This window comes from Streptomyces sp. NPDC056486, from assembly GCF_042795295.1.
In the GTDB taxonomy this organism is placed as follows: domain Bacteria; phylum Actinomycetota; class Actinomycetes; order Streptomycetales; family Streptomycetaceae; genus Streptomyces.
This window is the reverse complement of record NZ_JBHTSF010000011.1, coordinates 19,744-44,756: the sequence shown is the minus strand read 5'-3', so window position 1 is coordinate 44,756 and position 25,013 is coordinate 19,744. Positions and strand designations below refer to the sequence as shown.

At 69.1% G+C, this 25,013-nt stretch carries 23 protein-coding genes and 1 pseudogene; 12 read left to right on the top strand and 12 right to left on the bottom strand.

What is annotated here, in order from left to right:
* Positions 1-26: 26 nt before the first annotated feature.
* Positions 27-202: pseudogene (locus ACFQ7F_RS07565) on the bottom strand (integrase); the annotation flags it as partial.
* A gap of 405 nt (positions 203-607) precedes the next feature.
* On the opposite strand from ACFQ7F_RS07565, the gene ACFQ7F_RS07560 reads away from it, so the two are divergent.
* Positions 608-1,975: an acyl-CoA dehydrogenase gene (locus ACFQ7F_RS07560; RefSeq protein WP_383267584.1), complete on the top strand. Its 1,368-nt coding sequence runs from the start codon at positions 608-610 to the stop codon at positions 1,973-1,975.
* Complete coding sequence (locus tag ACFQ7F_RS07555; RefSeq protein WP_383267581.1) at positions 1,975-2,499, top strand: flavin reductase family protein; 525 nt, start codon at positions 1,975-1,977, stop codon at positions 2,497-2,499. Before ACFQ7F_RS07560 ends, ACFQ7F_RS07555 begins: the two co-directional genes overlap by 1 nt.
* Before the next feature lie 90 nt (positions 2,500-2,589).
* On the opposite strand, the gene ACFQ7F_RS07550 is transcribed toward ACFQ7F_RS07555, so the two are convergent.
* The 6 genes from ACFQ7F_RS07550 to ACFQ7F_RS07525 all read right to left on the bottom strand — a co-directional run bounded on the left by ACFQ7F_RS07550 (position 2,590) and on the right by ACFQ7F_RS07525 (position 9,818).
* On the bottom strand, positions 2,590-3,582 hold the full coding sequence (locus ACFQ7F_RS07550) for a helix-turn-helix domain-containing protein (RefSeq protein WP_383267576.1): 993 nt from the start codon (positions 3,580-3,582) through the stop codon (positions 2,590-2,592).
* 125 nt (positions 3,583-3,707) lie between these two features.
* A complete protein-coding gene (locus ACFQ7F_RS07545) occupies positions 3,708-4,130 on the bottom strand; it encodes a hypothetical protein (protein WP_383267574.1) in 423 nt (140 codons plus the stop codon).
* A gap of 208 nt (positions 4,131-4,338) precedes the next feature.
* A complete protein-coding gene (locus ACFQ7F_RS07540; protein WP_383267571.1) occupies positions 4,339-4,965 on the bottom strand; it encodes a DUF6461 domain-containing protein in 627 nt (208 codons plus the stop codon).
* A 379-nt stretch (positions 4,966-5,344) separates the two neighbouring features.
* Positions 5,345-6,553 (bottom strand): flavin monoamine oxidase family protein, encoded by a 1,209-nt coding sequence (locus tag ACFQ7F_RS07535; RefSeq protein ID WP_383267568.1) that lies wholly within the window; start codon positions 6,551-6,553, stop codon positions 5,345-5,347.
* 607 nt (positions 6,554-7,160) lie between these two features.
* Positions 7,161-8,390: an FAD-dependent oxidoreductase gene (locus ACFQ7F_RS07530; protein ID WP_383267565.1), complete on the bottom strand. Its 1,230-nt coding sequence runs from the start codon at positions 8,388-8,390 to the stop codon at positions 7,161-7,163.
* Between the two features lie 360 nt (positions 8,391-8,750).
* Positions 8,751-9,818: a DUF418 domain-containing protein gene (locus ACFQ7F_RS07525; protein WP_383267563.1), complete on the bottom strand. Its 1,068-nt coding sequence runs from the start codon at positions 9,816-9,818 to the stop codon at positions 8,751-8,753.
* Positions 9,819-10,213: 395 nt separating this feature from the next.
* Between ACFQ7F_RS07525 and ACFQ7F_RS07520 the strand changes: the two genes are divergently transcribed.
* Both ACFQ7F_RS07520 and ACFQ7F_RS07515 read left to right on the top strand, forming a co-directional pair.
* Positions 10,214-10,885: a response regulator gene (locus ACFQ7F_RS07520; RefSeq protein WP_383267559.1), complete on the top strand. Its 672-nt coding sequence runs from the start codon at positions 10,214-10,216 to the stop codon at positions 10,883-10,885.
* The gene (locus ACFQ7F_RS07515; protein ID WP_383267557.1) at positions 10,885-11,991 is read left to right on the top strand and encodes a sensor histidine kinase; all 1,107 of its coding nucleotides are present in this window, start codon (positions 10,885-10,887) and stop codon (positions 11,989-11,991) included. The genes ACFQ7F_RS07520 and ACFQ7F_RS07515 overlap by 1 nt, the downstream gene beginning before the upstream one ends.
* A gap of 305 nt (positions 11,992-12,296) precedes the next feature.
* On the opposite strand, the gene ACFQ7F_RS07510 is transcribed toward ACFQ7F_RS07515, so the two are convergent.
* Positions 12,297-14,420 (bottom strand): glycosyltransferase, encoded by a 2,124-nt coding sequence (locus tag ACFQ7F_RS07510; RefSeq protein ID WP_383267554.1) that lies wholly within the window; start codon positions 14,418-14,420, stop codon positions 12,297-12,299.
* Positions 14,421-14,434: 14 nt separating this feature from the next.
* A complete protein-coding gene (locus ACFQ7F_RS07505) occupies positions 14,435-14,578 on the bottom strand; it encodes a hypothetical protein (RefSeq protein WP_383267551.1) in 144 nt (47 codons plus the stop codon).
* A gap of 351 nt (positions 14,579-14,929) precedes the next feature.
* Between ACFQ7F_RS07505 and ACFQ7F_RS07500 the strand changes: the two genes are divergently transcribed.
* From ACFQ7F_RS07500 to ACFQ7F_RS07490, 3 genes are all read left to right on the top strand, one after another.
* Positions 14,930-15,361, top strand: coding sequence for an ester cyclase (locus tag ACFQ7F_RS07500; RefSeq protein ID WP_383267549.1), 432 nt, complete (start codon positions 14,930-14,932; stop codon positions 15,359-15,361).
* A gap of 159 nt (positions 15,362-15,520) precedes the next feature.
* Positions 15,521-16,720: a flavin monoamine oxidase family protein gene (locus tag ACFQ7F_RS07495; protein ID WP_383267547.1), complete on the top strand. Its 1,200-nt coding sequence runs from the start codon at positions 15,521-15,523 to the stop codon at positions 16,718-16,720.
* Positions 16,721-16,823: 103 nt separating this feature from the next.
* A complete protein-coding gene (locus tag ACFQ7F_RS07490) occupies positions 16,824-17,264 on the top strand; it encodes a LysR family transcriptional regulator (RefSeq protein WP_383267543.1) in 441 nt (146 codons plus the stop codon).
* Here the strand turns inward: ACFQ7F_RS07490 and ACFQ7F_RS07485 are convergent.
* Positions 17,251-18,012, bottom strand: a complete 762-nt coding sequence (locus ACFQ7F_RS07485) for a DeoR/GlpR family DNA-binding transcription regulator (RefSeq protein WP_383267540.1) — start codon at positions 18,010-18,012, stop codon at positions 17,251-17,253. The two genes, ACFQ7F_RS07490 and ACFQ7F_RS07485, sit on opposite strands and share 14 nt — an antisense overlap.
* 90 nt (positions 18,013-18,102) lie before the next feature.
* On the opposite strand from ACFQ7F_RS07485, the gene ACFQ7F_RS07480 reads away from it, so the two are divergent.
* The 3 genes from ACFQ7F_RS07480 (at position 18,103) to ACFQ7F_RS07470 (ending at position 21,464) form a co-directional block, all read left to right on the top strand.
* Positions 18,103-19,311 (top strand): MFS transporter, encoded by a 1,209-nt coding sequence (locus ACFQ7F_RS07480; RefSeq protein WP_383267537.1) that lies wholly within the window; start codon positions 18,103-18,105, stop codon positions 19,309-19,311.
* Between the two features lie 467 nt (positions 19,312-19,778).
* Positions 19,779-20,396 (top strand): HAD family hydrolase, encoded by a 618-nt coding sequence (locus tag ACFQ7F_RS07475; protein WP_383267534.1) that lies wholly within the window; start codon positions 19,779-19,781, stop codon positions 20,394-20,396.
* Positions 20,397-20,447: 51 nt separating this feature from the next.
* Entirely contained in the window at positions 20,448-21,464 is a 1,017-nt protein-coding gene (locus ACFQ7F_RS07470; protein WP_383267531.1) for an LLM class flavin-dependent oxidoreductase, read from the top strand.
* A 14-nt stretch (positions 21,465-21,478) separates the two neighbouring features.
* On the opposite strand, the gene ACFQ7F_RS07465 is transcribed toward ACFQ7F_RS07470, so the two are convergent.
* Positions 21,479-22,114: a TetR/AcrR family transcriptional regulator gene (locus ACFQ7F_RS07465; RefSeq protein ID WP_383267528.1), complete on the bottom strand. Its 636-nt coding sequence runs from the start codon at positions 22,112-22,114 to the stop codon at positions 21,479-21,481.
* 150 nt (positions 22,115-22,264) lie between these two features.
* On the opposite strand from ACFQ7F_RS07465, the gene ACFQ7F_RS07460 reads away from it, so the two are divergent.
* Positions 22,265-23,071: a sugar phosphate isomerase/epimerase family protein gene (locus tag ACFQ7F_RS07460; protein ID WP_383267525.1), complete on the top strand. Its 807-nt coding sequence runs from the start codon at positions 22,265-22,267 to the stop codon at positions 23,069-23,071.
* Positions 23,071-24,189 (top strand): Gfo/Idh/MocA family protein, encoded by a 1,119-nt coding sequence (locus ACFQ7F_RS07455; RefSeq protein ID WP_383267522.1) that lies wholly within the window; start codon positions 23,071-23,073, stop codon positions 24,187-24,189. The genes ACFQ7F_RS07460 and ACFQ7F_RS07455 overlap by 1 nt, the downstream gene beginning before the upstream one ends.
* Before the next feature lie 199 nt (positions 24,190-24,388).
* On the opposite strand, the gene ACFQ7F_RS07450 is transcribed toward ACFQ7F_RS07455, so the two are convergent.
* A complete protein-coding gene (locus tag ACFQ7F_RS07450; protein ID WP_383267519.1) occupies positions 24,389-24,547 on the bottom strand; it encodes a hypothetical protein in 159 nt (52 codons plus the stop codon).
* Between the last annotated feature and the right edge of the window lie 466 nt (positions 24,548-25,013).

Sequence of the window (25,013 nt, the reverse complement as noted above, 5' to 3'; positions counted from 1 at the left end):
CCTGCCGAATACCTCATCCGCGCAGTTCAGGCGGCGTGTTGGTATTCGTGGAGGATTCCGCCGAGGCGGTCACGGGCGCTGCCCGATTCATCGCTCGGTGGGGCCGGTGGGTGTTGTGGTGCAGCTCGAACTGGCGGAGCGCGTGGCGTAGGTGGTGCTCGTTCCAGATGAGGGTGCGGTCCAGGAGTTCGTGGCGGTACGTGTGTGCGGTGGGGTGTGCGGTGGTGCCGAGTCCCCGTCCTTATCCCGGTCGCTCGTCGGCAGTAACCGCAAGGCCAGGTCAGCAGGGGTAGCCGAGTTTCGGGCACCCACACGCTTCGGATCCTGCGAACTCGCATCGATCAGGTATGCGACGCGGTGAGCACCCCGGCCGAAGGTCCGGCCCGGGCGGGGTGGTCCCGCGTGCTCTCCGTAGGTGCTGATCCGCCATCTCTTCGCGTTTCCGCCGTGATCAACCCGATCCTTCGCTGCGGGCGCGCCGGTGCCCTGAGACTCTTTCGTACCGGGATTCGCGCAGCTACGGAGCTGAATCCGTGGCCGCCCGCCCGGTGGCCCCGCCATGTGTAGGTACGGCAGGCGGGGCATGTGGCGAGAACAAGGAGCGATGATGACCACCGTTGACGACACCGCACACGCCGACCACCCCACATCGGCCTCCCACCCCAGGCAGGCTCCCCCGACTGGTGACTTTGATCTGCTGGGCCACGTGCTGGCCCAGCCCGAACCCGGCCTCACCGTCGACGACTTCCTGCAGCGGGCCCGCGACCTGCGCGACCACCTCCGGTCCGAGCAGGAGGCGACGGAGAAGCGGACGTACTACTCGCAGGAGACCCACGAAGTCTTTCAGCGGGACGGCTTCTACCGCATGCTCCAGCCCAGGACCCTCGGCGGCTACGAGCTGCGGGTGGCCGAGTTCTACCGGGTCATCGTCGAGATAGCTCGGGGCTGCCCCTCCACGGGCTGGTGTCTGGCCCTCGGCTCGGGGCACGTGCTCTTGTTCTCCTCGCTGTTCGGTCCTGAGGTCCAGTCCGAGGCGATGGGTGAGGACGGACACTTCATCGCCCCCCACCGTGTCGTCCCGTCGGTCCGCGCGGTTGCCCATGGCGACGGCTGGGAGCTGAAGGGCACCTGGGATTACAACTCGGGGGCTCCGTACTCGACCCACGCGCTCGGTACCGTCGCGTTGCCACCCGGTGAGGACGGTGCGCCCCGCTTCGGTCTGGCCGTGGTGCCGCGGTCGTGCTACACGGTGCTCGACGACTGGGGCGACAACATCGGCCTGCGGGGCACCGGCTCGCCTTCCATCCGTATGGAGAACGCCGTGGTGCCGCTGGGCAACGTGCGCGAGGTCGATGGGCAGGATCCTCTGTGGGCTGAGCCCGTCGGCATGGCTCTGCACGGCAATCCCATGTACGCGGGGCGCTTCAGCGGCTTCTTCTTCGGTGAGTCACTCGCCGTCGCGACAGGCATCGGTCGCGCCATGCTCGACGAGTACCGGTCGGTATTGTTGGAGAAGAAGCCGATGTGGAACCCGCACGGTCTGCGTGCGGACGACGCCCACTACCAGCGGTGGTACGGCGAGGCGTGCTCCCTGCTCGACGCCGCCGAGGCGGTGCTGCGGCAGGTGGGGGAGCTCTATCACGACCTCAGCGAGCGTGGGGTGCGGGGCGAGGGGGAGTTCGGTGTCGCGGACGACCTGCGCCTGACGAACCTGTGCGCGCAGGGCGGACGATACGCAACCGAGGCGATGGACCTCCTCGTCCGCACCGGCGGGTCGAGTGCACTCCGCCAGGGGACCCGTTCCGAGCGCTACTGGCGGGACTTCAGTGCCTACCGCACCCACCCCGCCGCGATGACGCGGGACCTCATGACCCTTCGTTTCGCTGCAGCCGACTTGGAGGCGCGTCGGGCCCGGGCCGTGACCGACGCCGAGACCACCGCCGTGAACAGCGACACGACGAAGGCCGGGGGCTGATGAAGACCGCGCTCATCGCCCCGGATACCGCCCCGGACTTCGACGCGGCCCGATTCCGCGATGTGCTCGGCAGGTTCTGCTCCGGCATCACGATTGTCACCGCCTCGCTCGATGGCCACCTGACTGGCCTGACCTGCCAGTCCTTCACGAGCCTGTCGCTGGACCCGCCGCTGGTCGCGTTCGCTGTGGGGGTCACCTCCAGGAGCTACCCGACGATCCGGGAGGCCGGCCGGTTCGCGGTCAGCATCCTCGCTGAGGACCAGGCCGAACTCGCCACGGCGTTTGCCCACAGCGGCGGCGACAAGTTCGCAGGGGTGCGGTGGCGCCACGAGGTCACCGGCGCTCCCGTGCTCGACGGCACAGCGGGCCATGTCGAGTGCGAACTGGTCGAGGAGTATCCGATCGGCGACCACCTGTTGGTCGTGGGCCGGGTGGTGGCGCTGGCTGGCCACCCGGACGCCGCTCCCCTGCTGTTCTTCCGCGGCTCGTTCGGGGCCCTGTCCGCAGGCCTGGAGCAGGCCTGAGCACCTGCGGCGCCGAAGGTCACGTGCGCTGCTGACCTGGCCCGGTAGCCGGCCCCCGGCTGCCGAATACCGGACCGGGCCGTACCCGTGTCACTCCGCTCGGCGCGCCCCGTCGGACGTGACGGCGGCCATGCCGCGGGCCTGCCGCGCGAGGTCCGTGGGGCGAATGCCGAAGCGCTTGGCGAAGCTCGTCGAAAAATGGGACGCGGAGGCGAAGCCGCACCTGTGGGCGACCTCGGTCACCGTGAGACGCTCACGTCCGCCGGACGTCGCCAGCATCCGGTGGGCGCGGTCCAGCCGCAGACCGCGCACGAACTGCGGCACGGTCGTGTTCTGGGCGGCGAACACCCGGGAGAGTTGACGCTCGCTGATGCCGATCCGTGCCGCGATGGACGTCGCGCTCAGTCCCGGGTCGTGCAGATGGCGCTCGGCCACCTCACGGGCGGCGGCGTAGTGGGCGCCCGCGGACAGGGGCGCACGCCGTCCGGAGACGAGCGCCGCCAACAGTTCCAGCACCGTCGCGTCGTCCGGACTCACGGACGTCTCCGACCGGGCGGCCCCGTCGAGCAGGCGCCCGAGGGCGATCACGCAGGCAGCCAGGGGACCGTCGACGTCGACGACGTGGGGCCGGGGCGGCGGTGCTCCGTGGGTGAATTCGGCATACAGGGAACGAGGCACCGTGATCGACAGGTCGTGCTGGTCCCCGGCGTAGCCGCGCAGGAAGGGCTGGTCGCTGTGGAGGAGGACCTGCCCCGGGCGCAGCGTGAGGACGCCGTCACTGGTGCAGAACGCGGACTCGCCGCGCAGGATCATGTGTACCGCCACCTGGTCGGCGGGATGGTCGCGTACGTGTCCGGCGTCGCGCTCGACCACGTGCGAGGTCGCGGCCGTGCGCACGATGTCGAGCGCGCCGATCGTCGTGCGGACACTGGAGGCGTGGAAGACGGACTGCAGGGGACGGAAGCGCATCGGCGCCACCAAGGCGGTGTTGTGGGCCTCCCAGGACGCCACCCGATCCGGCTCGGGGATGCCCGCAGTGGAGAAGCGGACCGACCGAGCATCGGATGAGGGCGTCGTATCCATGCGGCTCCCACTTCGAGGGTCTGCGGTCGGCTCCGGCTGTAGCGTCACAGCAGGTGGTGGGGCACCTGACATCTGCCAAATCGGTTCAGGCCCCGCGACATCGACCAGGATACCCGGCACGATCATCACCGCACCGGTACCCATCCGCCGGTGGCTTCCACGCCCCATCCGATGTGGAACGGGCCCCCGGTGACTGAGACTCCGTCGAGAACGCCGGAGGGGATGCGGAACACGCGGCCTGGGGCAGCCGGCCAGGCGAGGGTGCGACGGGTGATCGTGCGTCCGTCCTGGCAGACGGTGATCTTCGGGAAGCGGACGAACTCATCGTTCCACAACAACAGTCGGCCCTGTGCGAGGGCCGGGTCCTGGCGGCGCAGGATCTGCGGGGAGACCCAGCGGAAGGGAGCGTCGGCGAGCAGACGGACTCCGTCGGCCGGCCTCGGCTGACCGAGGAGGTGGTTGATGACCTGCTCGGCTACATGCTTGCCGTCCAGTGCGGCGACATCAGCGGTGTTTACGGGATGCAGCAGGTTTTCAGCGGCGAACACTCCGGCCCGGCTTGTGCGCAGGGCCGTCGGTCGGCTCGGAGTTGGGCAGTTGGCCTCGCCGCTGGTGGCCGGAGCCAAGCATGATCGCCGATGTGCAACGCGCTTCAGGCCGCAGAGCCCATTCGATCGATGGTCGCCTTTCCCACGCCGGTGGGGAGGACGGAAACCCGGCCGCCTGTACCCAGGGTGGTTGCGGAACACCCCCGCGCTACCAGGAGGACGGGGGCGCTGTGCGGGTCACTACGGCAGGCAGGCGCCCGCTCTCGATGGTCTGCCGCGGCAGGGGCAGTCCGAAGTGCTCGCCGATGACCGCCAGGACTCGGCGTTGTTGTGCGTGTGCCGACAGTTCCTCGTCCGTGCCCAGCATGTCGTCGATGGAGTCTTGTGGCGGGATGACTCCGGCGGCTTCGAGGTCGGGGCGCAGCAGATCGGGCCGGGATCCGGCGGGGTCGTAGCCGGCTCCCAGCTCGAAGTGAAGCTGTACCTCGCCGTCGGCGTGGTAGCTGAAGAAGGCGGGCGGGTCGTCCGGGCGCGGATCGAAGATCAGTACCTCGGCCCCACGGGACACGGCCGGGTCCAGAGCCCAGCCTTCGCTGGCTCCGCTCTCCACGACGAACGACCAGCCCCCGGCCTGACCGATGCGCCCCACGCAGTAGACCTGCGCCATGTCGACCAGGCTGGATGCTTCCTGGAGGGTGGCAGCCGATCGGACCTCTAGGGGCTCGTGATCGGCCATGCGCTCAGCCAGGTGCTGTGGACTGAGGCCACGGGCGCAGGTGACGTACAGGCCCCTGGCGTTCCATGCGTCGGCGATCCACTCAATACTGTCGGGCACGGTCACCTTCTCTCTTCCGGGGATGCGTGGCCGGCGGGGCACAACGGCTGAGGGCGCCCCCGCCGGCGTTCAGCAACCTACGGCTTGGGAACCGTGCAGGCCACGGTCGCCCTGGATGCGTCGCAGCGCGCGAACTAGGGGAAGTCCACCCAGTATGGGTCCTGGTCCAGTAGCCGGTATTTGCCCTATAAGCCTCCGCTGAACGCTGACGCTGCCGGGTTCGCCACCGGAGAGTTCGCCAACTGCGGTAGCTCCGTGGCGAGTTCGATGTCACACGCGCCCAGTCTGACCGACCGCGAGTCACCCTGCGCCTTGAACCGCCGCCTGGATCAATACCTACGAGAATCTTGGACTACCCAAGGAGAAGGCACCCCCCTCCTCATCGTCCGCCGAGCTGCTTGAGTACTTGGGCGGCGACCTTCTTGCCGTGGTCGCGAGAGGTATTGACCGATTCGGTGATGATGCCGGCCCAATAGAGGGTCTCGCCGTTCGGCTCGTAGATCACGTCTGCAGCTGGGACGTCGTAGGGGGAGAGGGCACCGAGAGCGAACGGGTCCTTGGCCCATTCGTGCTCGGCGACCTTGACTGGCTGGAGTTTGGGTTCGCCGGTGATGTCCCGGATCGCGTTGAGGACTTCCTTGTGGCGCCGTTCGCGGGGCAGGGCCAGCAGACGCTTGGTGTCCTCAGGAGAATCGGCTACGACGACGAAGATCTGCCCCTTGTAACCGGGCTCCCCCTTCGAGCCGTTCACCAGCCACCACGGCACGGCGGCATCCTTGACGACGTCGGCATCTTCGGGGATCACCGGGTGGTCGAACTCCAGGAGCACCTTCATGGTGGGGTCCTGCGGTACGGCTTTGAAGGCTTCGACCTTCTTCGCCGGCAGGGGTGGGACGAATTCGATGGTGTCGGCGGCCAGGACGGGGACGGGGATGGCCACGACCACGGCGCGGGCCTTGTAGGTGACCGGGCGGCCCCGTCGTTCAGCGTTGACGACGACTCCGGTCGGCGCGTACTCGACGCGTTTGACGACGGTGTTGAGCCGGATGGACAGCTTGTCGGCGAGTGGAGCGAGGACCTGGTCGTAGCCACCGATGACGCGGTAGTTCTTGTATTCGGGCGGGACGGCTCCAGGAGGCTGGTCAAACAGGCCGCCGTCCTGCAGCTCGGATCTTTTCCACGGGCCGCCCGGCTGCTTACGGGTGGCGACGGTAACGAGCTGGTGGGTCTTGAGCTTCTGCTTGCGGACCAGGTCCCAGGTCGAGGCATTCGCTCCGTGGATGACCTGGCAGCCGAACTCGATCGGGACCGACATCGAGGTGTGGTCGGTGAACATGCGGCCGCCGATGCGGTCTCGGGCTTCGACGACGATGACCTTCTTGCCGCCGTCGGTCAGTTCGCGGGCCGTGGCGAGACCGGCGACGCCGGCGCCGATGACGATCACGTCGAGGTCCTCGGTGCCGCCGCCGCTCCCGCTGCCGCCGCTGTCTTTCTCCTTCGCGCAGGCGGCGAGCGCCGTGGTCGCTACTCCCGCGGCGGCGCCGGTGAGGATGCCGCGTCGGCTCAGCAGGCGGAGTCTGTGTTCCATGGTGCCTCGGCTCTCTGGGTGTGATCGCTGTGTGTGGCTCACGATTCCCGGCCCTGCCGTCCAACCGACATCCGCCGACTGGGGGTTGGGCCCCCGCCGGTCAGGGGCGCGGGCGGCGGGTTCCCACGTCCGAGACGTTCGTCGTCGGTGGAGGCGACGTTGGCCAGTGGGCCACGCCGTAGCAGTGACCACACCCCATCCACCGGGTTCAAGTCCGGCGCGGAGGAGGGGCGGTGCACGATGGTGAGCCTCGTGCTCGGCGGCGTACCGACACATTTCGGCGACCCGATGAGTGTTGAAAGCGCCCCGACTAAAACAATCGGGGCGCCGGTTCCTTCTGGAGGCGTGCACGGCTGCTTCGTGTTCACCTTCGCCATGCCTGACTTGCCGCATCACGACGACCCTCGTCTCGACCTCGACAAGGCCGGCTTCGGGGTCATGGCGGTCACCGACGACGGCGCGACAGACCTAAAGAGGCGGTCCACGCGGTCGCTCGGTGCTACAGCGACATGGCCTTGGAGGAATGACCCACTTGGATGCGCCAGGCAAGGTCAGATCGTGGAGTGCCGCATCGCCAAGATGAAAGCGCCGATGGAGCGCTCGCGAGTCACCGAGCCGGGACCCACCCCAGCCGGCTCAGCAGGCGGGCGGCGGCCTGCGTGCCGCTGTCATGGGAGAAGTCGACCTGGTCGGTGACGATGCCGGCCCAAAAGAGGGTATCGCCGACCGGCTGGTAGATCTTCCGGACGCCGGTGACTTTCCAGGAGTGTGTGAAGGCGGCGCGGGCGAAGGGGTCCTTGGCCCATTCATGCTCCATGACCTTCACGGGTGTGAGGCCGGGGTCGCCCGCGATGCCCCGGATCACCTCGAGGTACTCCTTGTGACGCCGTTCCGCCGGCATGGCCAACAGGCGCTCGGCCTCCTCTTCTTCGGCTCCCGCGAAGATGATGCGCCCCGAGTGTTCGGGGTTCCCCATGGCGGCGTTCATCAGCCACAGCTGGCTGCCGGCTTCGACGACGTGGTCGGCATCGTCCGGGAAGACCGGTCGGTCGAACTCCATGATGACCTTCGAGATCGCGACGTGCGGCACGGCCCTGAAGGCAGCCGTCTTCTCCTGAGGCAGCGCCGGGGAAAACTCGACGGCATCGGCGTTCAGTACGGCGACAGGCAAGGCCACCACCACGGCACGGGCCCGATAGGTGACCGGGCCGCCCTGCTGTTCGGCGTGGACGACGGCGTGGCCGGGCGAGTGCTCCACCCGGTGCACCACGGTGTCGAGCTGGACGGACAGCTGGTCGGCGAGGGGGGTGAGGATCTGCTCGTAGCCGCCCACGACCTGGAAGTTGGAGGGGAACCTAAGGTTCTTCTTCTTCCACGGGCCGCCCACGCGCGTGCGGGACAACGTGTGGCCGTGTGTGTAGGTCTGCAGACCAAGCTGTCTGACCAGCTCCCACGTGGAGGCGTTTCGCCCGTGGATGAACTGCGCCCCGAGCTCGATCGGGACGGACATGGCGTCCGGCTGGGTCCACAGACGGCCGCCGATACGACTTCGCGCCTCGACGACGATCACGTTCTTTCCGGCATCCGCCAGGACCCTGGCGGCGCTCAGCCCGGCGACACCCGCGCCGATGACGACGACATCCAGCTCACCTCCCGGTTCTGCTCCCGTGCCTGCTCCCGTGTTCGGCTGCGCCGGTTCGGTGGGGGCTGCGACTGGCCGGGTCGGCTCGGTGCGTTCGGTATCGGCCGACCACACGGCGCGGGAGGTGGCCGCTACTTCTCCGGCGACTCCGGCGAGGAGGCCTAGGGGGCCCACTCGGGGGATCTTGTGCTCCATGTTGGTTCGCCCTTCCCGTCTTCAACGGTTTGCGTACGTATTGCGCTTCACCTCCCACGCTCGCCGAGCCGCCCTCGAATCCGCCATCCGCCGTCCGGCCGCCGCACCCCCGCCGGGTGGTGGGAGCCGCGGAGGGGCAGGCAGGTCCACCGGCCCCGGAGAATCGCTGAAGTCTCCTATCCGGCACTCCAGTTCGCCGGGCAGCGGCGTTGACGTGCAGTTCAGGGCCTTACGGTGCCGGGTGCGATACCGACTCGGGGACGCGCAACCGGTGTCCGCAGCTCAGGAGCACGGTCTGCTGAGTTCAGTCTCGACGTCCGTTCGGGGATGAACTGTCCATGGCGTCGGCCGGATCCGCGGTCACCGGATCCGATCCGCGATCCTGGTGGCACCGTGCAGGACGGACTCGAGTGGGCCTCGCTCGAAGTGGCGCAACCAGTCCCTGGCGAACAGCGTGATGATTCCGATGAAGACGACCGGGACGAGCAGCGGTACGTCACGCGATTGTGTGCCGCCCGGCAGGCCGCTCACGGCGATGAGGAAGACGTACGCCGTCAAGGACATGGCCCCGACCGCGAGTACCGGTCCGAGCAGCAGTCGAGGCCGCGCCTTGGCAGTGACGGCGACGCACCCGACGAGGACCGCGAGGGCCACGCCCGTGTTCCCCAGCACCGCCAGGGTGCTTCGGCCGTGTGGGGCTGCGGTGGACAGCCATGCGCCTCCGTGGCCGACGAGCGCGAGGACTCCGCCGGTGACGGCGAGCCGTATGCGTACGAGCATCACGGACAGATCGAGGCGAGCCACGGCCATACCGGCCAAGGAGTACGGGATCCACGTCAGCGCCGAGTAGCTGCCCGGGAACAACAGCAGTTCGACCAGGTCCGAACCGGCCCCGGCGGACGCGTCGTCGACGGCCGGCGCTCGCTGAACCGCGGACACCAACTGCGGCAGAAACAACGAGGCACCGAACGACAGGGCGGCCAGCGGGCCCGCGCCAAGGCGGCGCAGGGGCAGCACCAGGAGCAGACATACGCCGATGCCCGCCAGGATCATTTCGGCCGCGATACCGGTCAAGGCCAGAGCCGTGCCGAGCGCCAGCAGGATCACGGCCCGGATGACCACCTTCGTGACGGCACGACGGCCTTCGCGTCCGGTCTTGGGAGTGCGGCGCCCGGTCATGAGGAGGACGGAGAACCCGGCCAGGAACGCGAACAGCCCGAACGCCCGGCCCTGCGCGAGCCCCACCAGGAAGCCGCCCACCCCACCCATGGAAGGGTCCGGGCCCACATAGGCCGCGTACAGGCCGAAGACCGCCAGTGCGCGGGCGAGGTCCACACCGGCCAGGCGGACTCCCGAGCCCGGCGGTGCGGGCTCCACCGAGAGCGGTACGGGCAGTGGCCCGATTGCGGCAGCCGGGGGCGGAGTCATGCCCTCCAGACTGGAAAGGCGGCACCTCTCGGGGTATCCGGCACATGTCCGCTCCGCCTCCGCCGATAGGCGGGAACACCCCTCCGAAACACCCCTCCGATCGGCGGGCAGGGCGCGCCGAGGTCGGCACCCGGGCCGGTTCGCATGAAACGCCCTCCAGCGCGAGAGATGCCTCCTTCCATGAACGCCCTCTTGCCGCCGTGCAATGGCGGCTTGACGCGCGGGCCACGGATCACCCCTGTCGCCGCCACCCGGTCGGGCAGGTCCCCCAACCGGCTGGAACGTCCCCGCCGGTCGACTGCCCCGGCCGCCGCAGGCCCCGTCCAGCGCCGGTCACGGCCTAAGGTCGGCAGGTCAGCGGCAGCACGTCGCCGTACGAGTGCGAAGGAACGACTGTGATCCGGGTAGTGGTGGTGGATGACGAGGCCCTGGTGCGGTCCGGCTTCGAACTGATCCTGAACGCGGCGGACGACATCCAGGTCGTCGCCACCGCGATCGGCGCGAAGGCGGTCGCGGCCGTACGCCGGGAGAGCCCCGACGTCGTACTGCTGGACATCCGGATGCCGGACGTGGACGGACTGACCGTGCTCGCCGAGCTGCACGCGCTGCCGGTGCCACCGGTGGTGGCGATGCTGACGACCTTCGACACCGACGAGTACGTCATGACCGCGCTGCACTCCGGAGCGGCCGGGTTCCTGCTCAAGGACACCGAGCCGGATCAGCTGGCGCAGCTCGTACGCACCTTGTCGGCGGGCGGTGTCGTCCTGTCCCCGAGAGCATCCAGGGCGGTCCTGCGGGACCGGCCCAGCGGTCCGGCGCCGACCGATGCCGATGAGGCCACCCGCGTGGGCCGGCTCACCGACCGGGAGCGCGATGTCCTCGCCCTCATCGCCGAGGGCCTCTCGAACGCCGACATCGGCGCCCGGATCCACCTCAGCGCGGGCACGGTCAAGGACCATGTGAGCGCCATTCTCACCAAGCTCCGTGTCGCCAGCAGGGTCCAGGCGGCCCTCATCGCCCAGCGTACGGGCCTCCTGGACCCGCGGGACAAGGCGGGCGAGGCGTAATGCGCCGCTGGTCCGTGCCCGCCTGGGTGCGGGATGCGGGACTCATCACTCTGGTGGCCTTCGACGTCTGGTTCAACCGGGAGGACGACTTCACGGCCATCATCGTGGCCCTGACAGTCGGCACCTGCTCGGCGCTCCTGTTCAGGCGCCGCTTCCCGCTGACGGTGTTCCTGCTGATCCTGCCCGCGACCCTGCTCCTGGAGGTCCTGGTCGCCCTGATCGCCGCCCTGTACGCACTCGCCGAGCGCTCCAGGGACCGTAGCCTCCTGGCGGGCTGCGCCCTGGCCTCCGCCACCGCCTTGGCCCTCCCCTGGCCGATGGAGGGGTACAACGAGCCGAGCGAACCCTGGAGCGTGATCTACTTCGGCTATCTCCTGGCCGCCGCGCTTGCCCCGGTGCTCGTGGGGCAACTCGTCCAGGCCCGGCGCGACTTGAAGCAGCAGCTCGCCGAGATCGAGGAGGCCCGCGAGCACGAGCGGGCGTTGCACGCCCAGGCCGTATTGGCCCGCGAACGCGCCCAGCTCGCCCGTGAGATGCATGATGTCGTCTCCCACCAGGTGAGCCTGATCGCCGTGCAGGCGGGGGCGATGCAGGTGGCGTCCAAGGACATCCCAAGCCGCGAGGCCGCCCGGTCGATCCGTAGGCTGAGCGTGGCCACCCTCGACGAGCTCCGGCACATGGTCGATGTCCTGCGCGCCTCCGGCAGCGGCGACACCGAACTCACTCCACAGCCCACTCTCGCCCAGCTGGAGCAGCTGATCGCGAACAGCGGTATCGATGTGGAGCTCAGCGGTGCGCCCGCGAGGGACATGGCGGCGGCCGGTCAGCGGGCGGTCTACCGCACCGTGCAGGAGGCGCTCACCAACGTACGCAAGCACGCACCCGGCGCGCGCGTACGCATCGAGATCTCCCGGGCCGGTCAGGACACGGAGGTCACGGTCACCAACACCGCGCCCACCCGCCCCGCCCTCGCCCTGCCCAGTTCCCAGCAGGGCCTCATCGGCCTGCGCGAACGCGCGGAACTGCTGGGCGGCACCTTCGTGGGCGGGCCGACGGACGACGGCGGCTACCGGATCCGGCTGCGTCTGCCCTCCCACACCGACTGAGCAGCCGGATCGGCACCGAAGGGCGCCACTGTGAGACGTGCGGCCCTGCGGCGCCTCATGGGCCAAACCGGCGGGGGCTCAACCGCCAGGGGGAGCCCGGTGCAGGGTGGACCAGCGTGGGTGGTGCGCGCAACGCGTGCGCACACCGTTCGCGAAGGCGGCCTCGATGTCGTTGTCGTCGGTGGGGGAGTGGGCGGGCTGAGCGCCGCCCCGGGTCCTGGCGCTGACTACATCAACTCCCATGTCATCGGCGGGCTACCACCGCGTGAACGACCACCGCGCAGGATCCTGAGCAGGGGTGTTCATCATCGGTCGGACTCCTGGGTTCGTCGAAGTGGAAGGGATGAAGAAGGCTTGGTTCTGAGCACCAAGTCGTGATCGTGCGTCAGCTGAGGGTGCAGGGACAGCGCGCCACCGCAGGAGTCCGGGTACCGAACCGCCGGGAAGACGCAGATCTCCCGGCGGTCCGGGAGATCACCGCTCACCATCCCAAGGCGTAGCTCCGGCCCTCCGTACGCGATCAGGCTCAGCTCCCAGGTCGCGTCGTTGCCGGGATGGTGCTCGGCGATCTCGCCGAACGGGATGGTGATGTCGAAGTCGCCGCGGAGGTTGACGTGGCAATGAGCGTTGTAGGCAGTGACAGCGACCCCTTGGAGCCGGGCTTGGAAGCGGTAGTGGTGGGCGCGCGCAGCCCGTCCCTGGAGCGAGCCCGTCAACCGGAGAGCCTCAGGGCCGACTTCGACCGAGGTGACCTCCGCGTGCGCCGACCTGAGCCAGGTCCGTAGTGCGAGTGCCCCCTCTTCGGTCGCGTACGGGATCCATGTCTGCCCTTCGCCCTGCGCTGGACGGAGGCTGCCCGGATCCAGGAGGTGTGCGGTCTCGATGAGCCCTGCCCGGACACGACGTGATCTGCCGCCGCTGCCTCGTGCGAGGTGTACGTCCCAGTCGCCGTCGGCGAGTTCCGAGTGGCGGCCTTCGAGAAGGGCCCACGAAGGGCCGTCGCCCTGGTGGGTGTGCCGCTCGAGCGGCAGGCGTACGGAATCGACGCTTCCGTCGTGCCGGGGGTGCAGCATGAGCTCCCAGGAGCCGGGAGCCAGCCGTTCCATGGGCACGCTGAAGAGGAGCGAACCCCCTCCCAGTACCCGACAGTTGACGGTGGCGGCCGAGCGGGACCGGCCGGCGCCCAGGCGCTCGACGAGCAGGCGCGTGCGGCGCCGCATTCGGTGACCGCCGGAGGACGCCCTCCCCCTCGATCGGGGCACTGCGCCGCCGAGCTCGTGCCTGCAGTCGGCGAACAGTGCCTCGTACTGTGCGGTGATGTGCTCCGGCCGGAAGCGCTCGGCGTTCGCTGTTGCGGCTGCGGCCATTCGCCGGCGCTCGGTCCCGTTCTCGATCAGGCGGCACAGCGCGTCGGCGAGCGCGTCGGCGACGGGGCCGTGGCCCGGTGTGAGGAGTCCGTCCTCGCCGTGCGTGATGATCTCGCGGGGCGCGTGGTCGCCGTCGGTGCTCACCACCGGTACCCCACAGCCCATGGCCTCCACGATGGTCGTGCCGGAGGACTCGGTGCCGTGCGGGACCACGGCGATGGCGGCCTTGGCCCACTCGGGATCCATAGGGGTACGCGCCCCCATCAGCAACACGTGGTTGTACAGGCCGAGTTCCTCGATGCGGCTTCGCAGCCGGGTCCGCTCCCTGCCGGAACCGTAGATCCGCAGGGTCCAGTCCGGGTGCAGCGCCACGACCTTGGCGAAGGCGTCCAGCAGGCGGTCATGGTCCTTCGCCGGGTTCAGCCGGCCGGCCGCGAGGACGATTCTCGAGTCGCCGGTCGAGGGCTCGGCGTCCGGTGCGGGACAGCAGACCGGGATGCTCGTCAGACGCGTCCCCGCGGTGGGCAGCGCTGCCCGGTAGGTGCGCAAGTCGCCCTGGGTGAGGGTCACATAGGCATCGAGGCGTGCGATGGCCGCGTCCAGATCGCTCCGTAGCGCGGTTGCGTGCGCATCGCGGGTCTGGTGTTCCTGGCCGATGCGGAGGTAGTCGCTCAGGCCGTATTGGGCCAGGAACCCGACGAGGTACGGTCGCGTCGCGATCACCACGTCGGCGTCGGTGTCCCGCAGACGGGCGGCGAGTCGGGCCTCGCCGAGCCTGCTCGGAGGGGTCGGTCCGGTGTGGGTCTCGTCCTGCGGGCACACGATTCCGGGGCGCCGCAGATCCGCCCGGTCCACCGAGCAGTATCGGGAGTTGGGCCGCAGGTCCACCAACGTTCGGACCCGCACGCCGTCCCCCGCAGCGAACGGCATGCGGTCGGCAGTCCGGTAGCAGGAGACGATCTCCACCTCGTGGCGTGCCGCGAGCGCGGTGGCCAGGCGGGTCACGGCACGGACGGTGGCGGAGATCCGGTAGGCGTCGTACAGGAGCAGCGTGATCTTCATCGGTCCTCGACCACTCAACGGGCCGGTCCGGCAAGCGGATCGGCGACGCGCCGGACCGCCCCGGCGGAGAGATCCGGGCGGATCACGGCCAGGACCGCAGCCGCCATCATGGCCACGATGAAGGCGGTTCCCCACCCGTCGCCGAGCTGCCCGTTCACAGGGCACCCGCCGAGGGGCACAGCGGGCCTCCGGCAGGGGCTCCCGCCGCGGTCGCTGGAGCAGGTCCGGCGCCCAGCCTGTTGTGCCTCGCTGTGTTCATGCACGTTCCCTCTTCACGGTCCTGGCCTGTGCCTCCATCCCACCGCGCGGTCCGCCTCGGAACACTCCGCCGACCAGCGGGACCACCCCCGCCGACCGGGCGGTCTCCGGTCGCCCCGAGAGGAACTCAGGGCGTTGGGGCCCGGAGGGCATCGTTTGACCTTGACGCGTCGGCAAGGTTTCTACTGAGAGCCGTACGGATCGGAGCGATCACCGATCGCCGGGGCGATCCCCTCAGAGAGGACAGCGAGATGGACACCCGCACGGAGAAGAACCTGGCCTTGCTGCGCGCGGCCTACGAGGCGCTGGCACGCGGCGAGCTCGACGCGTGCGTCGAGATGCTGACGGAGAACTTCATCGCCAACGTCCCCGGGATGCCGGACCCGCTGTACGGGCCGGAGATCTGGCGGCACGGGGCCGAGGGCATGTGGGAAGGCTTCCCCGACCTTCAGATCGACGTCGAGGACATGTTCGGCGTCGACGACAAGGTGGCGGTACGGGTCCACTTCCACGGCACGCACCAGGGCACCTTCCAAGGGAGCCCGGCGACAGGCCGGCAGGTCGGCTTCCGGAGCATCGAGATCTACCGCATCGAGGGCGACAAGATCGCCGAGGAGTGGGTCGCTCCGGACATGATCAGCCTCATGCGGCAGATCTCTCCGGCGCCAGTCACCGACCGGTAACTTCGGGCCGGAGACCATGGGATTCACGGATGCCGTTCCCCCAGCCGGCGGGGTCTCGACCGCCGGTTGACGGGTGGCAGACGCGGCGCCGGATCGACCAGCGTGAGTGGTGTGCGCAACGCGTGCGCACATCGTTCAAGCAGGGAAGGCAGAGGCGACGTGAACCACGAACGCCCCCAGATCGGCCGCCGCGGCTTCCTCCTCGGCACCGGCGCCACTCTCATGGCCGGCACTCTCGCCGCATGCTCGACGGGAGGGAACGAGGGGCGCGGAGGCGGTGGCGGCAGCGACGACCTCGACGTCATCGTCATCGGCGCCGGAATGGCCGGGCTTGCCGCCGCCCGGAAACTGACCGACGAGGGCAAGAAGGTGGTCGTCGTCGAAGCCCGCGATCGCATCGGCGGCCGGATGTTCACCGACCGCACCTCGATGCCGGTCCCGGTCGATCTCGGATGTGAATGGATCCACGGGCGGGACGCCTCGACCTGGGACCTGGTCCGCAAGCTCGGGCTCAAGACCCACCAGGACACCGTCTTCGCCACACGTGAACAACCGGGCCACCCGTGGAAGAAGACCATCGAGGAGGACCCTCGGCCCGGCTACAAGAACTACCGCATCATCGGCGGCTACAACCAGATCCTGACTCCCCTCGCCGACCAGCTGTCCATCCGGCTCGGCACCGTCGTCAAACGCGTGGAGCACTCACCGACCGGAGTCACCGTCAAGGCCGAACGGCAGGGCCGCCGGGTCACCCACCGGGCCCGCGCCGCGATCGTGACCGTCCCCGTCGCCGTACTCGCCGCCGACACCATCGAGTTCTCCCCACCGCTTCCGCCCGCGAAGGTGGACGCCTTCAAGTCCGTGCCGCAGGAATCGATCCACAAGGTGATCATGGAGTTCGACCACCCGGTGTTCCCCAAGGACGCCGACGTCCTCAGCGGGGCCGACACCTTCTACGACGACAGCTCGCCGTGGTACGTGCTGAATCTCCCCAAGGCCGCTCCCGGCCCCAAGGGGCAGGTTTTCACCGCGCTGATCGAAGGCGAGGGCACCGCGCGCGCACTGGCCCTGCCCCGCAAGCGCCGCTATGCGGAAGTGCTCGACGTGATCCGGAACATCATGGGGGACCCCAAGCTCCGCCCCGTCAAGGTCCTGGAGCACGAATGGTTCAAGGACCCGTTCGCCCGAGCCCCCTACTCCAAGTACGGCATCCCCGGCGAAGACGTGATCTACGAGCCGAACAGCGGCTCCCTCTACTGGGCGGGCATCATCACCGAATCGGTCGACACCTCTCGTGACCACGGCGAGGAAGTCGCCGGCAGGGTCATCGAGCGGCTCGGCCGGAAGCAGCGAGGGTGAGTCGGGGCCGGGTGGGGAGGCCGCCACCCGGCTGCTCGGGCGACTGGGCCGACCCTCCGGAGGAACTAGGCTGGCGCACGGGGCCTGCACGGTGAGAGATGTCGTGGATGTCGATCTGCGCAAGATGCGCTACTTCGTGGCTGTGGCCGAGGAGTTGCACTTCGGCCGGGCCGCCGGGCGGCTGGACATCACGCAACCGGTCCTCTCCCGGCAGATCCGCGCACTGGAGCAGGAACTGCGCGCGGAGCTGTTCACGAGGAACAAGCAGACCACCGAGCTGACGGCTGCCGGCCGCAACTCCTCGAGGACGCGCGCCCCCTGCTGGCCACCGCGCAGGCATCCCGAGCTGAGTGTGCAGGTGGTGCGCACATCCTGGGGCGACCAGGTCCAAGGGGTGCACGAGGGCCTTCTGGACGTGGGCTTCGTACGGCTGCCCGTCGACCACCGCGGCCTTGTGCTGCGCCCGCTCTTCCGGGAGCTCGTGTCGCCGTACTGCCGGCGGATCACTGGGAGGTCCCTTCACCGACTGTTCAGGCGGTTTTGACGATGGTGCCCGCGCCTTCTAGCGCTGTCACCTCGTCGGCGGGTGCGGTGGTGTCGGTGACGAGGGTGTGCAGGAGTGCGGAAGCGCCGACGTAGGCATAGGCCGTGCGGCCGAGCTTGCCGCCGTCCGCGGCGACGATGGTGCGGCGGGCCACGGCGATGCTCGCCTTCTTCACCGCGGCGTCGTCGAGGTCGTAGGCGGTCAGGCCGTCGGCCGCGCTCAGCCCGCAGCAGCCGATGACGGCGGTGTCGAAGCGCAGGGCTGCCAGAGAAGCGAGGGTGAGCGGGCCGGTGAGGGCTCCCTCAGAGGCGCGGGGCTGTCCGCCGGGCACCACCAGCGTGGCCGGGCCGGGCGTCTCGCCGAGCAGGTGGATGGCCTGCAAGGACAGGGGCATCACGGTGACGGGCCGCTCGCGCAGGAGGCGGGCGACCTCCAGGCAGGTGGTGCCGCTGTCCAGCAGAACGCTCTCGCCGTCGGCGATGAGCGCGGAGATCTCGGCTGCGATCCTGCGCTTGGTGTCGACCGCCTCGTGCGCGCGCAGCGCGAAGGGCGGCTCCTCGCCCCTGAGCAGCAGGGTGCGTGCCCCACCGCGGATGCGTTCGAGGGCGCCCTGGGCGGCCAGGGTGTCGAGGTCGCGCCGGATGGTCATCTCCGAGGCCCCGGTCAGCTTTGCGAGCTGTTGGACCGTGGCACCGCCCGAATCCCTGACGACCTTCGCGATCAGCCTGTGCCGGTCTGCGTTGCTCATACCGCGATTGAACACCACTGGGCAACGAACATTCAAGATGTTCATTAATGCCATGTGCGCACATTAATAATGTTCGTTATGGTGGATGGCATGGAACGTTCACTTCGAACCGCCCGCGTGGCGACCTACGTCTACTTCGTCCTGTGCGGCACCCTGATGGGCACCTGGGTGGTGCACATTCCCGCCATCGAGGAGCGCGTGGGCATCAGCCACGCGGCACTGGGCGGCCTCCTGGTACTGCTCGGGCTCGGTGCCTTCACCGGGATGCAGGTGGCCGGTCGTCTGACCGACCGCCTCGGCGCGAGCGTCGTGATCCCCGCCGGCGGCGTGCTGTGCGGCGCGGCCCTGGTGCTGCCCGGTCTTGCCCGGGATCCGTGGACGCTGGCGGCCGCCCTGCTGGTCTTCGGCTTCTGCAACGGCTGCCTGGACGTGAGCATGAACGCCCACGCCGTGCACGTGGAGAAGGCCTACGGCCGGCCCGTCATGTCGGGCTTCCACGCCACGTTCTCGGTCGGCGGCGTCTTGGCCGCGCTCGTCGGAGCGGGTGCCGCAAGCGCCGGCCTGAACCCGGCCGCGGGCATGGCCGCCATGGGGGCCCTGGGCATCGTGATCGCCCTGGCGTCGGCACGCGCTCTGTTGCCGACCGGCCCCGCTGCTGCCGACACCGGCTCCGCGGGGGAGACCGAGGCGTCACCGGCCGACAAGCGCCGCAGTGCCACGGGGCGCATCCGGCTCCTCGCCGTCCTGGCGCTGATGGTCATGTTGTGCGAGGGCGCCGCCAACGACTGGAGCGCCTTGCACCTGAAGGACGTCCTCGGTGCGTCCAACAGCACAGCGGCCTTCGCGTACGGCACCTTCGCTGCGGCCATGACCATCGGTCGGCTGCTCGCCGACCGCCTCGTCTCCCGGTTCGGTTCCATGGCGATCCTGCGCTACGGCGCCGCCACGGCCGCCGTCGGCATCACGCTCGTGGCACTCGGCCCGTGGATGTGGACCGCATTCGCCGGCTGGGCACTGTTCGGCCTGGGTCTGTCGGGCTGTGTCCCTCAGCTGTTCAGCGCGGCCGGGCACGCCGACCCCGCCGCAGCCGGGGCCAACGTCTCCCGCGTCGCCGGGCTCGGCTACGTCGGCATGCTCGCCGGCCCCGCCGTCATCGGCTGGCTGGCCCACCTCGTCGCCCTCAACCACGCCTTCATCCTGCTGACCCTGCTGTGTGTGACCACCGCTGTGGCCGCCGGGGTCCTGCGCACCGGATCCGACCGCACGCGCCGAAGCGAGATGGCAGGCAGCGGCCACTGACCGCCTGTGCGGCACGGCCCTGTGTCCTCGCGGCCGTCGCCGCCAAGATCCTGACGCCCACCATTGCGCCACTGCGCACGGAGCGGACACACCCCGACCGAGCCGCAGCGCGACTCCCGACCACCGACGACCCCATCCGCTTGCTCACACCCTCTTGAGGAGCTCCGGAATGAGTACCTCACCCCGCACGCCACTGCCGCGGCGCGTCCACACCACCGCCCGCGTCATGGCCTCGGCGTTCGCCTCGACCCTTGGCCCTGGCCCCGCGCGGTGTCCTCCAGGGCGAGCCCGATACCGGCCCGTGCCCGTGCCCGTGCCCGTGCCTGTGCTCCGCGCGGAGCAGCCAGGCGACCGCCCTACCCGCCTCCGGCACGAGGCGCCTTGACCACGTGCTGCACAGCCCTCCACCTCTCCGGCCGCCAGGGCCGGGGGAGAAGAACCCGCCGCAGGCAGAAGGAACCCTCGCCATGTCCACAGACCGACCCATCGTGCTGTTCGATCTCTTCGGCGTCATCGCCCGCCACCAGCGCCCCGGCGCCATGGAAGAGATGGCCGCACTGAGCGGCGCGCCCACGGACGCCCTCGCCACCGCCTACTGGACTTGTCGCCAGCCCTACGACGCCGGGCAGTTCTCCGCGTCCCAGTACTGGACGGCCGTCCTGCAGGGGTTGTCACTCCCCGCCCACCCCGACATCATCGAGAAGCTGCGGCTCGCCGACATCGACAGCTGGTCACGCGTCGACGACCGCATGGTCGCCTACGTGCAGTCCCTGCGGGACGTCGCCGAGGTCGCCCTGCTGTCCAACATCCCCGCCGATCACGCGGATGCCTTCCTCGCCGCCCAGCCCTGGCTGAACCACCTCGACCATGTCGCCTTCTCCGGGAAGATCCACGCGGCCAAGCCGGACCCGGCGGCGTTCCGCCACTGCATCGTCGCCATGCACGCCGCCCCCGCCGACTTCCTCTTTGTCGACGACCGCGACGAGAACGTACGCGCAGCGGAGGCCATCGGCATGAACGGACACGTCTTCACCCGACACGACGAGCTGGCAGCAGCCCTCGACACCTGGCTGCCGACCCGATGACCAAGCCTGGGTCTCCTGCTCGATCCACCAACCAGCTGAAGGAGTTCCTCGATGATCGAGTCGGATACCACTCCCGCCCGCGGACGTGTGGGCGTGATGCTGCCCCGCGACCTTCCCGTACACGATCTGCTGCCGTATGCGCGGCGGGCCGAGGAACTGGGCTTCGACCAGATCTGGGTGGTCGAGGACCTCGGCTGGCGCGGCGGCGTCGCGCAAGCAGCCTCGGTCCTGGCCGGCACCACCCGCATTACGGTCGGGATCGGCATCCTGCCCGCCGGCGCCCGCAACGTGTGCTTCGCCGCGATGGAACTGGCCACCCTCGCCCAGCTTCACCAGGGCCGTGTGATGGCCGGCATCGGGCACGGCATGCCCGACTGGATGCGGCAGGCCGGAGCCTGGCCCGCCAGTCCCCTGACACTCATCAAGGAGTACACGCGGGCGCTGCGGCTGCTCCTGCGCGGTGAGCCCGGCCCTCCCGGCGGCCGGTATGTGCGCTGCGAGGGCATCGTTCTGACGGAGATTCCCGACGTCGCGCCCCCGGTCCTTCTCGGCGTGCGCGGCCCCAAGTCCCAGGCCGTGGCAGGCGAGATGGCCGACGGGCTCCTGCTGGCCGAGCCCGCCGCCCCGGCCTACATCACCGCCTCCCAGAGGCACTTGAACAGCACCTGCGATGTGCAAAGCCGTCACATCGTCACCTACGACGCCGCCGCTGTTGCCGAAGACGAGCATGCCGCTGTCGCCCACGTCCGTGGTGCCCTGACGTCCATCGGCGAACCGGCCTGGGCCGCGCACATCGACCCTCTGCCGTTCGCCGCCCGGCTGCGTGAACACCGCGCCGCCTGCACCGATCCCGAGCAATTCGTCCAGACCATGCCCGAGGCCTGGATCCGACAGCTCAGCATCGTCGGCACCCCCGACCAGGCACGCGATGCGATCAGAGCCCGCCACGCCGTCGGCGCGACCAGCGTCGTCCTCGCCCCCGCCGGACCCGACGACGCCCTGACTGCCCTTGAGTTGCTTGCACTCGCCCTGCCCCCGCGCCCTGGAACCGATAACACAGACCTATGAGGTTCGGCGGTGCCTCAGGTGGGCAGTTCGACGCTGATCACGTTGCGCAGCATGCTCCGGAGATGTTCGGGCATGTCGATGGTGTCCGGGCTGAGGAGCCATTGGACCTGGAGGCCGTCGATCAGGGCGATGAGACTCACCGCCAGGCCGGACGGGTCCACGTGCGGATGGAGCAGATCGCGGTGGGCGAGATTGTCGATGGCCTGCGTCATCTGGCTGCGTGCCCGCTCGTAGCGGGCGGTGAAGTACGGACGCGCCGGATGATCTGCGGCGGTCGCCTCACTGGACAGGACCGCGAAGAGGCTCACGACGAGGGGGTTCGCCTGGTTGTGTGCGACCAGTCGAACCATGCTGGCGAAATACTCGAGTCCGTCGGTGTGGTCGGCGCCGGTGCGGAAGAAGTACTGGTCGTCTTGGACCTCACGCTCCTGAAGGACGGCTTCGAGCAGTGACTCCTTCGTCGGGAAGTGGTGCAGGAGCCCAGCTCGGGAGACACCGCAGGCCGCCGCGAGCTGAACCATGCTCGCGTTGCGGTAGCCGACCTGCCCGAACGCGGTGAGCGCAGCCTTGATGATCTGTGCACGCCGCCGCTCACCCTTGGGGTAATTGCGCGAGGGCGCTGGCTGCGTTGCCGCTTCGGCCTGAGTCATGGCGAAAGGCTACCGACTATAGAAAACAGTCAGGGCTGTAGGTATTGTCGCTCTCGCCGCAGATACCGACATGGGTGTGGGTATTTCGTGCCTCACCTCTGCTCGGATGCAACCGTTGCGCAGCCGTTGAGTCTGAGAGGAAGCCCGCACATGTCCACGCCACAGCTGTCGCTCCAGCTCTACTCCGCCCGCCAGGCCCTGGAAGCTGATCAGGACGCCACCCTTGCCCGGATCGCCGGGCTCGGGCTGCGCGATGTGGAGGTGTTCGACTTCGTACACCGCCCCGGGGAACTGGCCGATGCCCTGGGCCGTCACGGACTGACGGCCCGGACCGGGCACGCCGAGCTGCTGTCTCCGCAGCGCCCCGACGGTGCGGATGCCCCGACGCTCGACGACACCTTCGCCGCCGCCGAGCGGATCGGCCTCGACCTGGTCATCGACCCGTTCGTACCCGCGTCCCGGTGGACCGACGACCGAGAGATCACACGGACTGCCACGCTCTTGAACGAAGCGGCTGACCGCGCCGCAGATCACGGCCTGCGCGTGGGCTATCACAACCACTCCCAGGAGTTCGTCCATACCGTCAACGGCTCGAGTGCCTTCGAGTACTTCGTGAGCCTCCTCGACCCCGGTGTGGACCTGGAGATCGACCTGTACTGGGCCGCAGCAGGTGGCAAGGACGTGGTCGGCCTGCTGGAACGACTCGGCGCGCGAGTGAAGGCCTTGCACGTCAAGGACGGGGCGATCATCGACGACCCGTTCTTCTCCGAAGCCCCGTTCGAGCCGGCCGATACCGGGCAGGTCGCACCGGGCCAGGGGGAGGTGCCGCTCGACGCGGCGATCGCAGCAGCCGCCCATGTCGAATTCGCCATCATCGAATTCGACTACTACAGCGGTGACATCTTCGAGGGCATCGAGGCAGCCGTCCGCTACCTGGCCGCGAAGGGCATCAGCTGATGACAGCTCACACTCCGGTCGGCATCGGCCTCATCGGCGCCGGCAACATCAGCGACCAGTACCTGACCAACCTCACCGAGTTTCCCGATGTGCGTGTGGTGGTCATCGGCGACATCGATACGGCACGGGCTCAGACCCAGGCCCGCAAGTACGAGGTGGGGGAGTGGGGAACGACGGAGCGCGTCCTCGCGCATCCCGACGTCGACATCATCGTCAACCTGACCACTCCCGCCGTTCACGCCGAGGTCAGTTCGGCGATCATCGCCGCGGGCAAGCACGTCTGGTCGGAGAAGCCCATCGCCATCGACCGGCCCAGCGCCCGCGCCCTGCTCGACGCGGCAGCCGCTGCCGGCCTTCGGGTGGGCATCGCACCCGACACCGTCCTGGGCCCCGGCCTGCAGACCGCCCGCAGGGCCATCGCCCGCGGCGACATCGGCACACCGCTGTCCGCGCAAACCACCATGCAGTACGCGGGCCCCGACCTGTGGCACCCAAACCCCGAGTTCCTCTTCGCCAAGGGGGCAGGCCCCCTGTTCGACATGGGCCCTTACTACCTCACGGCCCTGGTCAGCCTGTTCGGCTCCATCAGCCGAGTCTCCGCCGTGGGATCAACCGGCCGCTCTCACCGCACGATCCGCACCGGAGCCAGAGCCGGTACGGACTTCGCCGTCGGCGTTCCCACCCACATCGCAGCCATCGCCCGGTTCGACGACGGCGCGGTCAGCCAGAGCACCTTCAGCTTCGACTCACCCCTCACCCGAACCGGCATCGTCGAGATCACCGGAACCGAGGGCACACTCGTCATTCCCGATCCCAACACGTTCGCGGGAGACGTGAGGATCACCCGCGTTCCCCAGCCGGACAGCGAGCCCGAATGGGAGACCCTCACGCCGGTCGGTGTCGCATCAGGTCGCGGCCTCGGGGTGCTGGACATGGCACGCGCCATCCGCGCAGAGAGGCCGCACATCGCCACAGGAGATCTCGGCTACCACGTGCTGGACGCTCTGATGGCCATCGACGAAGCGGTTGCCTCTGGCGAGACCGCCCACGTAATCAGCAAGGTCGACGAGATCCCACTCGTGCCCGACGACCGCGATCCCTACGAAGCCACCCTGTGATCCCACCCAGCCGTACCGGATTCATAGGCGGCGGCTTCATACCCGCAGTGCGCACCGGCGCCGGCCGGAATGCCCGCGCCACCGCTCTGGCCGGCTCCACACCCGAGCTGGCGAAGCAGGCCGCATGCCGAACACGCGGAGCGTGATCGTTGGTCCCTGCTCCAGGAACATGGGTTCAGCCGGACGGCGTGATCGGGGATCACACACCCATCCGCTGTTCGGCGCCCCATGCTTCGTACCGTTGCGACTCGGCGAACCAGCCGAGCGCCGCCGCCCACGTCTTGGCGGCGTACCCGTGTCCTCCTGCCTCCGGCAGGAGGACAGCCGAGTCCGGCCTCCCCGACGCCTGGACGGCCATCGTTCCGGCGCTCCGCGTCGCGCCCTTCCCGGGATCCCGGAAGGGCGGGTCCCTCCCTTCCCTGCAGGGTCTCCCGCGCGTGACTTCCCGGACTGTGCAGCGGTGCGCTCATCGCTGCACGGTGTGTGTCTTTCGATCACCAGCTGGAATCGCCCATTCTGCCGTTAACGCAGAGTTCCGCCTGCCTTCGCCGCGGACTCCCCATCAGTCTGCGAGGCCGTCCCTGCGCATGCAGAGCAGTCCCTGACCGACCCCCCTCCGACGGAGCCCGGTGACCACACCCGATTCGCTGATCAACCTCCCCTGCGGCGAACCGGGTTCTGAAGTCCAGCACCAGTAGGGCCCCGATCCTGCTCCCACAGCCTGGCGCGACTCTCCGAGAGAGTAGCGCCGGGCGGCGACCAGAAAAGGATTGATAAGCTCCATAAGAATATAATACACAACACAAGAAGAGGACGACGCTGAT